Genomic DNA, 13,833 nt, shown 5'->3' on the forward strand with positions numbered 1-13,833 from the left:
ATTCTGCTACCAGAATTCTTTTAGGGATTCTGACTGATTTTGAAACAAATTATAATGAGCTGATTAATTAAGTTGAGAAAAGAATTTAATTTTCTTAATAAAGAATGCCCAAACCACACTTCCATTAAAAACGCCTGTGTGCTGAGCATAAGGTTTTTGATGCCGGGCCCGTTTCTTTGCTGTTTTTAAAATTGATTTTATAAAATGCCAGTGACCTTTGCTTACAGCTAATGTAAATTTTGGTTTCCCGCTTAATAAAAAATGCCACCAGGCAATAAAATCAATCCACATTCTAATCATTATACGAAAGAAAGCATCACCTGCGGGCAGGTTTTTCTGCATAATAATCAGGTTATTTCTAAAATTCAGGTAGGTTTTAAAAGGATTTTCAGTTTGTAAAGTTCCGCCGCCAATATGGTATACTTCTGCATCAGGGGAGTACACAACTTTGTAATTCAGGTTTTTAAGGCGCCAGCAAAGATCAATTTCTTCCATGTGCGCAAAAAGATCGGCATCTAATCCACCTGCTTCTTTCCAGCATTTACTTTTGATAAAAAAGGCCGCACCACTTGCCCAAAAAATTTCTTTAATATCATTGTACTGGCCTTTATCCATTTCGTAAACATTAAATAAACGTCCGCGGCAAAAAGGAAAACCAAACTGATCTAAATAACCACCGGCAGCACCGGCATATTCAAATTGGTTTTTATCACCATGCCACTTAATTTTTGGTTGCGCAGCAGCAATAAGATCGTCGCTTTCCATTAAAGTAATTACAGGCTTTATCCAGTTTGTGGTAACCTCGACATCAGAATTTAAAAGAATAAAATAATCAGCCTCAACCCGTTCCAAAATTTTATTGTAGCCGCCGGCAAAACCATAATTAACATCATTGGTAATGATTTTAACCTGAGGGAATTTTTCTTGTAAAAAGGTTACTGAGTCATCAGTTGAACCATTATCGCCAACAACGACCTGCAAATTATCATAATCTGAAAGGAGTATTCCTGGCAAAAACTGGTTTAATAATTCTTTACCATTCCAATTTAAAATTACAACCGCTACTGAGGGATTCATGCTTATCTATTCGGGTTTTACTTTCCAGCGTTTATGGCTCCAAAGCCAATATTGAGGCTGTTCTTTAATAATATCTTCTAAAAACTTAAAATGCAAATTCGTTATTTCAAACTCTTCTGTTTTCGAAGGATCGGGACACATCGGTAAAACCTCTACCTCATAAAACCCTTTCCCAAGCGGAGAAACTTTAAAATAATAAATTGGCCTGTTGGTTTGCTTCGCAATTTTTTCCACTCCAAGCAAAGCTGCTGTAGGTTGGTTTAAAAAATTAACAAAATATTTAGTTTCGTCTTTAACCGGCGATTGGTCGCTGGCCAAACACAGCAAAGTTGTTTCATTCTTATAAGTTGCAATTCCTCTAAGTGTTTGCCGCATGGCCAAAAATACATTACCATATTTTGTCCGTAAAGCATCAAACCAAAGTTCAAATATTTTATTGTTTATTGGTTTATAAATTACAATTGCTTTAGCCGAAATATTTAAACCCAAAGCTAAAGTTCCTAATTCCCAGTTTCCATAATGCCCGGTACAGGCTAAAACACTTTGCCCGGCTTTAAAATGGTTTTCCAGTTGTTCTAATCCCTTAAACTTTACCCTTTTTAAGGTTTCTGCTTTAGAAATAGAAGCCAGTTTAATAATTTCAAAAATCAGTTCTGCTAAATATTTAAAGTATTTTTTTTCGATACTTCGTATTTCAGCAGCACTTTTGTCCGGAAAAGAATTTACTAAATTTTGCCTGACAACATTTTTTCTATATCCAATAACGTAATAAAGCAGATAATATAGTAATCTTGCAAAAAAAAACAGCAATTGCAGAGGCAGTAGCGAAAGCAGGCATAAAAAAAACACGCCTGTATGCGCAATTCCTCTTTTTATCATTATTTTTAAAACGTTTGGGCTACAAACATAAATTTTCAAATGCAGAATACAGCTATACTTCCATTATTTTATATTCCACCGGTTGGTTATTTTAGTTTAATGCAAAAGCTTAATCCCGATTTTTTGATTGAGCAATATGAGCATTTACCAAAACAAACTTACCGCAACCGGGCAAGCATTTGTTCGCCAAATGGAAAACTGGATATCACTGTACCTGTTGTAAAAGGATCTAAAACGCACACAACTGTTAAAGATGTTAAAATTAGTTACGATTTTAACTGGCAGCGTTTACACTGGTTAAGCTTTGAAAGTTGTTACCGCAGCTCGGCTTATTTCGAATTTTACGAAGATGAACTGGCCAGGTTTTACAATGAAAAATTTGAATTTTTATTTGATTTTAATTTCCAGCTGTTAGAGTGGCTGAGTAAAAAACTGAAAATAAATACAGAATTTAACTTTACTGAAGAATATATTGCAAATGTTGGCGCAAATCTTGATTACCGTAATATGATGAATCCAAAGAAAATGGAAGATATCGTAAACAATAAGCCATATTATCAGGTTTTTGAAGATAGAAATCAATTTATGCCTAATTTAAGCATTGTTGATTTATTGTTTAATCAGGGGCCGCAAGCCCGGTTGTATCTATAAATTATGGGTAAAAACAAACCTCGTCACCGTCATAAACATTATAAAGTACCTGAGCCGGGCACAAGTCCGGGTTTATACGCTATTGATGAAAATGCCCTGAAATCAATTATTACGCTTCACACTTATAATGAAAAGAGTTATAAGAAGGAGGTAATCGAAAATTTCGATAACCTGAGAAAAATGGCTGAAAATCAGGAATTTAATTTTTGGATTGATGTTAAAGGTTTGGCCGACGGCAGTATGTTTGAGGCTCTTTATTCGCAATTGAATGTAAGTCGCCTGGTTTTGGAAGATATTACCAGCTCTTACCAAAGACCAAAACTGGATGAATATGATAATGATAAATATGTTTTCGCTGTTAGCAGGCATCTTTATCTGGGCGAAGACAGCAGCCTATGTAATGATCAGATTTCATTTATTTTAACCCCGAACTTACTGATTACCTTTCAGGAAACTTATGAAGACTGTTTTGAACCCGTTAGAAAACGACTGGAAATAGGTAAGGGTAATATTAGAATTGGTGGAAGCAGTTACCTGATGTATGCCATAATGGATGTAATTGTAGATAACTACTTTACCTTACTGAATTTTTGGGGTGAAGAGCTTGATGCCATTGAAGACCGTTTGTACGATAATCCGGATAAACGGATTATGTACGATACCCAAGCCATTAAAAGATCGCTGATTATGATCCGTAAAGTAGCCTGGCCTGAACGTGATAAATTAAACGACATTTTAAGAAGTGATACCCCTTTAGTTTCAGATTTAACGAAAACCTATATTAAAGATGCTTATGATCACTGTATTCAAATCATTGATTTTATTGAGTCTTTAAAAGAAATTGCATCCGCAAATATTGATATGAACTTATCCATTATCAGCAACCGGATGAATGAAATTATGAAGGTTTTGACCATTATATCTTCTATTTTTATACCATTAACCTTTATTGCGGGTATTTATGGAATGAACTTTAGCCGTGAGGATCCCGTCACAGGCAAAGTTTTAAAAGACAACATGCCTGAGCTTTACATGGCACATGGTTATTTATACACTTGGTTAATTATGGGGGTAATTGCCATTTTACAGGTCATCTACTTTTGGAGAAAAGGTTGGTTTAAATAAACCGGGTAGTCAAAAGCTTTTTAAAGCAAAAATATATTAGTGCAATAAATACGACAGAATTGAGCTTCCTGGTACAGGAATAAGAGGGGATATATGCAATCATTCGAAATAGATAAAAGCGACGTACTCAAAGTTAAAAACGCGATTTCAGCGGGAGATGAAATTTTAAAAGAAGTTTTACAGGATTATCATGCCTCGGAGATTGCAATTTTATTTGAACGTTTAGATAAAGCTGAACAGCAACATATTATAAATTTATTGCCGGCAGAGATTGCTTCAGAAATTATTTCTGAAATGGATGAAGAATCTCACCCCGAGGATTTACTTTTTAAACTACATCCTGATAAACGTACAGAAATTGTTGAAGAACTTGATTATGACGACGCAACTGATATTATTTCTCAGTTGGAAGATCATGAGCAAAAGGAAATTCTGGGCGATTTAAACGAGGAAGATGCATCCAACATCCGTAATTTATTAACGTACGACGAGAAAACAGCCGGGGGACTGATGAACACAGATTTAATCTGTGTAAACATTAACCTGACTAAAAAGGATGCCATTGATGAAATTATCCGCCAAAGTGAGGAAATGGAAGAGTTCTATACCATATATGTTGTAGATGATCAGGAAATTTTTAAAGGCATTGTTTCACTTAAGGATATTATTAAAGCCAAACACAATGCCCAAATAACAGAGCTTGTAAAAACAGATGCCGTTTATGTGCATCCGGATACCGACCAGGAAGAAGTTGCTTATTTGATTTCTCAATATAATTTAACCAGTATTCCGGTTATTGACGATCATCAAAAATTACTTGGAAGGGTAACCTTTGATGATGTTATTGATGTAATGCAGGAAGAAAGTACAGAAGATATCCTGAAGATTTCTGGGGTATCAGAAGACGAGGAATTAAGTGGAAACTGGGTAGAAGCGGTAAAATCACGTTTACCCTGGTTAATTATAAACCTGGGAACAGCTTTTCTGGCTTCATCCGTAGTGCGTTATTTTGATCCAACCATTAAATTAATTCCTTCATTAGCAGCCTATATGACCATTATTGCCGGAATGGGAGGGAATGCCGCTACACAGGCCCTTGCGGTTACGGTAAGACGTATTTCGCTATACGATTTAACAGATAAGCAAGCTTACCGAACAGTATTAAAAGAATTTACCGTTGGTTTAATTAATGGTGCGGCCAACGGATTAATTGTATTTATTTTCGCTTATTTTTTCGATGGAAATCCCATGCTTGGATTGGTTATCTTCCTGGCTATGACGGGTAATTTGGTTATTGCAGGGATTACTGGTGCCGGAATTCCGTTAATTTTAAAACGTGTAGGTATCGATCCGGCCATTGCTTCGTCTATAATTATTACTACTTTTACCGATGTTTTCGGCTTCCTTTTAATTTTAGGATTAGCCAGTAAATTATTGTTGTAACGTTAAATATTAAAATTGATGGATTGTTATGATCAATACAATCTTACAAATCCTTAAATCAACAAAATCCTGATCAAACTATGCAACCAACAAGACACGACTGGAGCAAACAAGAAATAGCAGCTATTTACAATAAACCATTTTTGGATTTGGTTTACGAAGCTGCAAGTATACATAGAGCGAACAAAGATTATAATGAAGTTCAGGTAAGTTCATTAATTTCCATTAAAACTGGCGGTTGCGCTGAAGATTGTTCTTATTGTCCGCAAGCTGCACGTTACCATACAGATTTGGAAGTTCAGCCATTAATGCAGGTTAGCCAGGTGGTTAGTGCGGCTGTAAAAGCTAAAGAGGGCGGAGCTTCCCGTTTATGTATGGGAGCAGCCTGGAGAGAAGTTAGAGATAACCGTGATTTTGATCGTGTTATTGAAATGGTTAAAGCGGTTAACGATATGGATATGGAAGTTTGCTGTACCTTGGGTATGCTTACCGAAAACCAGGCACAACGTTTAGCCGATGCGGGTTTATACGCTTATAACCACAATATTGATACTTCTGAAGATGATTACAAACGAATTATCTCCACCAGAACTTACGACGATCGTTTAAATACGATTAAAAATGTACGCAAAGCGAAATTAACAGTTTGCAGTGGTGGTATTATTGGATTGGGCGAAACGGTTGAAGATCGGGTTTCGATGTTACAAACCCTGTCTAACATGCCTAAGCACCCTGAATCAGTACCAGTAAATGCTTTGGTACCTGTAAAAGGAACTCCTCTAGAAAATCAGCCGCGTGTTCCAATCTGGGATATGGTTAGAATGATTGCTACGGCACGTATTGTAATGCCAAACTCTGTTGTTCGTTTATCAGCAGGAAGAAATGAAATGAGCACTTTAGAACAGGCCTTTTGCTTTATGGCTGGTGCAAGTTCTATTTTTGCCGGTGATAAATTATTGACTACACCAAATCCGGCTTTTGTTGATGATATGGCTATGTTTGAATTGCTTGGTTTAAAAACCAGGGAGGCTTTTAAAAATGGCAGACCGGCCAACACTAATAAGGTTGAAGCCACAGCACTTTAAAGAAAAATATAAATTAATAAAAAAAGCGATCGTTTGATCGCTTTTTTTATGACTGGTGATTTTTAAATTGCTGTTACGCGAACTTCAATATTACCTCTGGTTGCTTTAGAATAAGGACAAGCTCTGTGTGCCTTATCAGCAAGTTTTTGTGCTTCTTCGTGAGAAACCCCCGGAATATGCACATCCAAATCTGCAGACAATACAAATGAGTTTCCATCTTTATTAAATGAAACTAAAACATTCACGGTAGCCTCACTTACATCAATACCTTCATGCTCTGCAACTGAACCCAGTGCACCTAAATAGCAAGGGCCCCAGGCCGCGGCAAATAATTGTTCGGGGTTGGTTGCACCACCTTGTCCACCCAATTCTTTTGGTTTTCTTAAATCAAATTCAATCAAACCATCACTAGATTTAATGTGACCATCACGGCCACCAATTGCTGTTACTTCAGCTGTATATAACTTTTCCATAAAATATCTTACTAAGAACACAATTCAACAGTTGAAACCAAGCGATTGTTTTAAATTTTGTTGTAAAATTAGCCTGTTGCGTTTTAAACCTACTTTATCTTATCTGATATCCTTTGGTTAGGGTTGCTAAAACAAGATAAAATACCCCTTTTTGGAGTATGTAATATTCCTGTTCATGTAAAAAACACAAAATTCTTCCCGGTTTATTTTTTTGAAGTTTTTCACCTCAATAAAATGGAAAGTTTGATTAAATAATTGCTTTATAATAGTTTAAAGGCCGATTTTAATTTTATTCACAGCATGAATAAAATGAATGAGTTAAAAACGACCAAATTAAAATCCGGGTTCGTGTAAAAAAGGGTCGTTTAACGGGTATTCGAGTTTGACAGGTATACTAAATTGATATTTTTACATCAACTGTTTAATCGTCCCTAAATGATAAATAGATATTTTTTGATGCTTTTTATGGTCTGCATGACTATAACAGCTAAACTGTACGCCCAGGCTTGCCCTGAAAACATTGGATTTGAAAATGGAAATTTTCAAAACTGGAAGTTGTATACGGGTACGACATCAAATACCGACAATAAAAATTTTGTGTATTCGAATGAAGTTGCTGCACCAATAATTGGCCGGCATACCATCATTAGCAATAAAACTGCAACAGATCCTTATGGTCACTTTCCTTTAATTCCAAGTGGTGGCGGAAATTTTTCGGTAAAACTGGGAGATGACGGTGCAGGATCTCAATCAGAGGGCATTTCCTTTTTAATTAATGTTCCAAGTGACCGTCCCGATTTTACCTTAACCTATCAATACGCAGTTGTTTTAGAAGATCCTGCACATAAACCTGCAGAGCAACCCCGGTTTATCGCACGGGTAAAAGATGTTGAAAAGAACGAATACATTCCATGCGCATCTTTTGAATATATCGCCACGTCTTCATTACCGGGATTCAAAAGATCTGATATGAGTAATCTGGTTATTTATAAGGAATGGACTCCGGTAACCATAAATTTATCCGGTTACCAGGGCAAAAAACTTATTGTTGAATTTATCAGTGCTGATTGTACTTTAAGTGGTCACTTCGGATATGCTTATGTAGATGTAAATAATCTTTGCGGTGATATTATTGTAGGCAATACTTATTGTAAAAGTGCAGATCAGCTTACCGTGTCGGGACCAAGTGGTTTTAAAACTTACAACTGGTATAATGAAGACCGGACTGTAAAATATGCATCATCTCAATCGGCTGTAATTAAACCAACACCGCCAGAAGGTTCAAAAATTTTGCTGGATCTGATTCCCTTTGATGGTTTTGGGTGTCCCAGTACCGTTTTTGCAACAGTAAAAAGCGTTAACTATCAAATTGAGGTAGTACAAAAAAGAATTGTTTGTAAGGATACCGAAATTGATTTAACCTCAACCGATTATATTCTGAACAAAACCCCGGATTTTACCTATCTGGTGTATGAAGATAAAGACCTGACAAAAGAAATTAAAGGTTTAGCCAAAATAACTGAAGATAAAACATACTATTTACTGGCAACCAATTACAAAGGGTGTGAAAGTGTTGCAATTATAGATTTAAAGGTTAATAATCTGGCCGCGATTACGGCAAAGAATCCAGATCCCGTTTGTTATACAGAAACGGTTGATATTACAGGAAACAGCTTACTAACAGGTGATTTGACAGGAATAACCAAATCGTTTTTTACGGATGCCGCTATGTTGAAACCACTTGCAGACCCTGCTCATGTAAATAAATCAGGAATCTATTACATTAAGCTTAACAACAATACGGGTTGTGATGCGGTGGTTCCGGTTACTGTACAAATTAGTGCTAAGCCCTTATTAAAAATAACTAATCCTGCAGCGGTTTGTTTTCCATCTAAAGTTGATATTACCAAACCGGCTAATTTTAATGGAAGTGATGCAGACTTTAAATACAGTTTTTTTGCCGATAATAATTTAAGCCAGCCCATTGCAGATCCTAAAAACATAGATAAAACCGGTATATATTATGTTAAGGCTGAAAATGCCAAAGGTTGTGTCGTTAGCGATAAAATTAATGTCACAATTAATGAATTGCCATTGTTAACCATAAATGATCCGGCAGCGGTTTGCTACCCTGAAAAGGTAGATATTACCAATTCGGTTTTATATAGTGGAAGCAGTGCTAATGTAACCTATACTTATTTTTATGATGCCGCACTGACCAATAAAATTAACAATCCAAAACAAATAGATAAAACCGGTACATATTATACTAAAATAACCAATTCCAGCGGCTGTTTTATTTCTGATAAAATAAATGTTGTTATAAATCCGTTGCCAATTATTGTTTTAAATCAGCCTGCAGCCATTTTTGATAGTGAGTTTATTGATTTAACCTCTGCCAGCATTATTCAGGGAAGTAAAGGTTATGCAAAGGTTAGTTATTTTCAGGATGCAGCTCTGCTTAATCCATTATCAAACCCTGCTAAAATAAATAAGGCCGGGCAATATTATATTCGTTTAGAAAATGATAAGGGTTGTTCTGTTTCTTCTTCAATCGAATTAAAAATACTGCCAACACCAAAAATAATTGTACCAACTGCTTTTACCCCGCAAAAAGCAACTAATAATCGCTTATATCCATTTTTAGTGAGCATTACCAAATTAACCAGCTTTAAGGTTTTCAATAAGTGGGGCATTTTAGTTTATCAGACAAATGATTTAGATGCAGGTTGGGATGGTCGCTTTAGAAGCAAGATGCAACCTTTGGAAACCTTTTCGTGGGTTGCAGAAGGAATAGATTCTTTCGGTGGAAAATTTCAATCTCAAGGTAAAACCATATTAATATTGTAATGTACAAAACGCTATTTAGTTTATTATTGTGCTTAATTACGGTATGTTGTTCGGCACAAGACCCAAAATTTTCTCAATATTTCGCTTCACCACTAACCCTGAATCCGGCTTATACAGGCTTTTTTGATGGCGATTACCGGTTTGCTGTTAATACAAGGCAACAGTGGGGCAATTTGGGAGATCCTTATAACACTTACAGTGTATCCGGAGATTTAAAATTAATACAGGATGAGAACTTTACCAATAGTGTGTTTAGTATTGGTTTAAGTGGCTTATTTGACGAATCTTTTAATAAAGCCTTAAAATCGCAATACATCAGCGCCAGTTTTTCCTATTATCAATATTTAGATATTGAACACAGATTTAAGTTTGGCCTGGCCCCACAAATATCCTATGTTTCAAAATATCTGGATTACAACAAACTTACTTTTGCTTCGCAATATGACGAAGACGGCCATTTTGATATGTCTTTACCTAATCATCTCGACTTAAAAAACGATAGAACATCTTATTTTGATCTCAATCTGGGCGGAAATTTCTCAGCAACCTTTAACCGCTTAAGTTTAGCGCTGGGCTATTCATTTTATCACATTTCAAAACCCAGGGAAAATATGTTAAACGGGAATGAAGATATTGTTCCCTACCGCAGAACCATTCATTTAAGTATGCTTTACAAAGCCAATGAGCTGGTGGATTTAAATTTTAGTGGCATTAGTCTGGCCCAACGGGCTAACCGCGAAACCATTGTAGGTGGTGTGGTTGGCTTTAGACCGAATGAAGAAACAAAAATTAAAGTTAATGCCGGCTTGTGGTATAAATTTAATCAGTCTGCCGTTTATCCATATCTGGGTCTTTCTGTTGGTAACATTACTGCAGGTTTAAATTATACTGTTGCAGCAAATAAAATGTTGAATAATACCCCGCGTACCTATGAAATTTCTCTGATTTATACGCACAATAACTCTAAAGGCTATAAACTTGCCTGCCCTAAATTTTAAATTATGAAAACATCCTTATTTATTCTCGTATTTCTTGCTTTCGGCAAAATAACTTATGGCCAACAGCTCAAACAAAGTATTGATTATCAGTTTCACCGTGAGGGTAAAAATTATTATGCTTTCGAATTGTTTAAAGATGCGAAAGACCTAAACAACAATCAGTTGATGCTTAATTTTATATCGAGTGCAAACTTTAAAAAGGTTGATAAAATTTTAATTAAAGCAGGAGAGGTGGAGGTTAAGCTAAAATTTAAACTCAGAGAAGAAAAAGTAAATTCTGATAATCCTGAGCAAAGATTTTACCCTATTGTTTTTGATTTAAAGTCTTTAACAGATAAAAAAATGGAATGTAATGCCCAGATTATTTTTAAGCTGGATGACGGTTCTTCTTTGACCTTACCTTTCACAACCTGCTCAATTAAAGAGTTGGTAGTCAAAAATTAAATCTTAATTTTTACGGATAATTTATAAATATCGTAGGCAACTTTTTGAATCAGATCGAATTGTTCAGGAACTAAATCTTCACCACTTTTTATTAATATACCATTATCATTAAGCCTGATTAACGGAACATTTTCGATGGTACTTTTCCCTTGAATCAGGTTTTCGATAGAAGCATCCAGCAGATAAATGGTATTGTTGTACATCGGTTTTAAGGAATCAAAATTTTCAAAGATAAAATCGTGCTCCTTATTGTAAAGCGATAAAGTGGCAATATATGACGATAACAAATGACTTAGCGCCGTAAACTGATGCACATCCTTAATAAAAAGCTGTTTACTTTTAGGCTCCGAGAACATTCTCTGAAATAGCGAAGCCAGATTGGCTGTGCTTACATAGACCTCTTTTCTGGCCAGCTTATATTCGGTACGGTTATAGTTTTTCTCAAAATATAAAAAGCTTATCTGCTCAAAATAGGCTTTGTTTGCCTTTAATATATCCGTCATGGCCTCTTTTAGTTTTTCACGCTCCCAGGTCGGGAAAAGCGAATAACTAGCCAATAAAGCAATGCCTGAACCTATAAAAGTATCATAAATTCTTTCGCGGGCCAGTGCAAGAGAACCCATACCTAAAAAATCAAACAGAATTAAGATGTATGGCGTCATAAAAAGCACACTCACTACATAGTTTTTTCTTTGAAAACTATAACAGCCAATCATGCAAATCAATAAAATGCCAAAAAGTACATGTTTGTCATCAATAAACGTCAGCACACCCATTCCAATAAATGCCCCAACTGTTGTTCCGATTAAACGCTGATAATTGCGTTGTTTGGTTAAACTAAAACCGGGTTTGGAAATCACAAGGATGGTTAACAAAATCCAATAACTATGAGAGAAATTTAAAAGCTGTGAAACCACAAAACCCAAAAGCATCACCACGGTTACCCTTAACGAATGCCTGAAAGTAGACGAACTATAAGTTAAATTCTCTGTAAAAAGCTTAAAATCAAATTTTTGCCGGGTTATAAACTTTTCGGTATCTACTTCTGCCTGACGAATATCTTTACTATTTCTGATTTTAAAATAGCTAAAAATGGTTTTCACCCTGGAAAGGATATTTTCAATATTAACTTCAATATTTTTAAGGGCAATTATACCAATGGTGCTATATTCCTGATTTGTATTATTGCGTTCGAGCTCATTTATTTTAACCTTTAAACGCTCAATTTCAATTAAAAGGCGTTTGGATACCGTAGGTTTGCCGCCACTTTTTAATGCAAAGGCAATATCATCAAGCGCATAGGAAATGCGTTTAATCGTCATTTCATAGTCAGATAAAATTCCTGATTTATCAAACTGATCATGCAATTGCTGATAATTATAATAAGTAGACATCACCTGCTCAAACAAATCTACCATATCAACAAAAACCAATAACAAAAAGCGACCTTCAGGAGTGGAATCACGAATAATTTCACGGGTTTTAAAAAGCAATTCCCTTACGGCATCTTGCTTTTCGTGTACAGAAACCTGTAATTGAAGTAAATCTGCATAGGTTTTATCGTAATTATTGTTCTGGTGATAAAATTTGGCCTTTTCCCTCAAAAACTCTGCAACCTCTAAAATTGAATCGCTTAATGATTGCTGAACCAGGCGATAGGGGCGTATGCGGTAAACAAAATAACTCAAGCCCGTGTACCATAAACTTCCGGCCAAAACCATCAGGGCATGCATTAAAACATCCTGCCATGGACGTATATCATCAATGCTTAAAACAATAATTAATAAAGTAGCGGTTCCAACGGCTGCAGCCCTTACCCCATAAATGTAAAACATGGAGAGTACAAAACTGGATACAGCCAGTAAAAAGCCAATGAAATAGTGGTTTTTATTGGTTAAGCCTGTAAGTATAGAGAATACAAAAATAAGTACTGTGGTAACCAGCATGGCATTACGGCGGTGTACCATAGGGCCGGGGGTATCTACAACGCTTACACAAAGTGCGCCTAAAGATAAGGTCATACCATATTTAAGCATTCCAAATTGCGCAAGGATCAATGAAGGCAAAAGTACACCAATGGTAATTCGTAAGCCATCTGCAAAATATGTACTTAACAAAAAATCCTGGATGTTTCTTATGGGCTGCCTGATCTGCATGGGTACAAAAATAACATATTACCCAGGCTTTTGCTGCCAATTTTGTTTAAGTTTTTTAGATGTTTCGATATTTTACGCAGAAAATGAATAAAATAATTGCTCAATAATTTTAAGTTGTTGTTAATAAGATACATATCGCTTTATGTTGATAAACTTGATTATTGCCTTTTTTATGCTTAAAACCCATTAAATACATGTTAATAAACTGATTTTAAGGTTAATAACTTTGTTTATAAGTAATAAACGATTTTTCTTGACAGCGAAGCCTTTAAACCCTAAATTAGATAATATCAAATACGAAGTACTTTGAATTCTGATTAAGCTATCCAAAAGAGATAAAGAACCGAAAGGGGAAGTATTTCGGATAACAAAAGGGGAAACAATTAGCTTCTGAAAGGGTTAAACCAAGTAAGAATATAGAAGTTGATCGCAAGATTTAACATCCGAAAATTAAACCCAGCAGAAATTATTGAAAATTGCAGAATTTTACGGAAGGAAGCAGTTGGAAATAAATTTTCACGAAGCACAAAAGTTTGCAAAAACCTAGTGAAAACGGAAAAATCAAAGTAACAAAGATTAGATGCTTTAGAAATGACTATGGTTATTTTTAAGGTTAAAACGGGGAACTAAATCGAAAGAAGAGGAACCCCGT

Annotated in this window: 11 protein-coding genes; 7 read left to right on the plus strand and 4 right to left on the minus strand. The window is 35.5% G+C overall.

Features of this window, described 5'->3' with window-relative positions:
* Positions 1–63 precede the first annotated feature (63 nt).
* Both O0955_RS06970 and O0955_RS06975 read right to left on the minus strand, forming a co-directional pair.
* Positions 64–1,077 carry a glycosyltransferase family 2 protein gene (locus O0955_RS06970; RefSeq protein WP_269426820.1) on the minus strand — a complete coding sequence of 338 codons (1,014 nt, stop codon included), beginning with the start codon at positions 1,075–1,077 and terminating at the stop codon, positions 64–66.
* A gap of 6 nt (positions 1,078–1,083) precedes the next feature.
* Positions 1,084–1,956: a lysophospholipid acyltransferase family protein gene (locus tag O0955_RS06975; protein WP_269426821.1), complete on the minus strand. Its 873-nt coding sequence runs from the start codon at positions 1,954–1,956 to the stop codon at positions 1,084–1,086.
* Positions 1,957–1,995: 39 nt separating this feature from the next.
* Here O0955_RS06975 and O0955_RS06980 point away from each other — a divergent pair, with 39 nt between their 5' ends.
* From O0955_RS06980 to bioB, 4 genes are all read left to right on the plus strand, one after another.
* Entirely contained in the window at positions 1,996–2,607 is a 612-nt protein-coding gene (locus tag O0955_RS06980; protein WP_269426822.1) for a WbqC family protein, read from the plus strand.
* Between the two features lie 3 nt (positions 2,608–2,610).
* Complete coding sequence (gene corA, locus O0955_RS06985) at positions 2,611–3,732, plus strand: magnesium/cobalt transporter CorA (RefSeq protein ID WP_269426823.1); 1,122 nt, start codon at positions 2,611–2,613, stop codon at positions 3,730–3,732.
* 93 nt (positions 3,733–3,825) lie between these two features.
* Positions 3,826–5,175 (plus strand): magnesium transporter, encoded by a 1,350-nt coding sequence (gene mgtE, locus O0955_RS06990; RefSeq protein ID WP_269426824.1) that lies wholly within the window; start codon positions 3,826–3,828, stop codon positions 5,173–5,175.
* An 80-nt stretch (positions 5,176–5,255) separates the two neighbouring features.
* The gene (gene bioB, locus O0955_RS06995; protein ID WP_269426825.1) at positions 5,256–6,260 is read left to right on the plus strand and encodes a biotin synthase BioB; all 1,005 of its coding nucleotides are present in this window, start codon (positions 5,256–5,258) and stop codon (positions 6,258–6,260) included.
* A gap of 62 nt (positions 6,261–6,322) precedes the next feature.
* On the opposite strand, the gene O0955_RS07000 is transcribed toward bioB, so the two are convergent.
* The gene (locus tag O0955_RS07000) at positions 6,323–6,733 is read right to left on the minus strand and encodes an organic hydroperoxide resistance protein (protein WP_269426826.1); all 411 of its coding nucleotides are present in this window, start codon (positions 6,731–6,733) and stop codon (positions 6,323–6,325) included.
* Positions 6,734–7,168: 435 nt separating this feature from the next.
* Here O0955_RS07000 and O0955_RS07005 point away from each other — a divergent pair, with 435 nt between their 5' ends.
* The 3 genes from O0955_RS07005 to O0955_RS07015 are packed head-to-tail and all read left to right on the plus strand — an operon-like array spanning position 7,169 to position 11,025.
* Complete coding sequence (locus tag O0955_RS07005) at positions 7,169–9,583, plus strand: T9SS type B sorting domain-containing protein (RefSeq protein ID WP_269426827.1); 2,415 nt, start codon at positions 7,169–7,171, stop codon at positions 9,581–9,583.
* On the plus strand, positions 9,583–10,581 hold the full coding sequence (locus O0955_RS07010; RefSeq protein ID WP_269426828.1) for a PorP/SprF family type IX secretion system membrane protein: 999 nt from the start codon (positions 9,583–9,585) through the stop codon (positions 10,579–10,581). The genes O0955_RS07005 and O0955_RS07010 overlap by 1 nt, the downstream gene beginning before the upstream one ends.
* 3 nt (positions 10,582–10,584) lie before the next feature.
* Positions 10,585–11,025 (plus strand): hypothetical protein, encoded by a 441-nt coding sequence (locus O0955_RS07015; protein WP_269426829.1) that lies wholly within the window; start codon positions 10,585–10,587, stop codon positions 11,023–11,025.
* On the opposite strand, the gene O0955_RS07020 is transcribed toward O0955_RS07015, so the two are convergent.
* Positions 11,022–13,181, minus strand: coding sequence for an FUSC family protein (locus O0955_RS07020; protein ID WP_269426830.1), 2,160 nt, complete (start codon positions 13,179–13,181; stop codon positions 11,022–11,024). The genes O0955_RS07015 and O0955_RS07020 overlap by 4 nt on opposite strands.
* Positions 13,182–13,833 lie beyond the last annotated feature (652 nt).

Source organism: Pedobacter punctiformis (genome assembly GCF_027213715.1).
Classification (GTDB): domain Bacteria; phylum Bacteroidota; class Bacteroidia; order Sphingobacteriales; family Sphingobacteriaceae; genus Pedobacter; species Pedobacter punctiformis.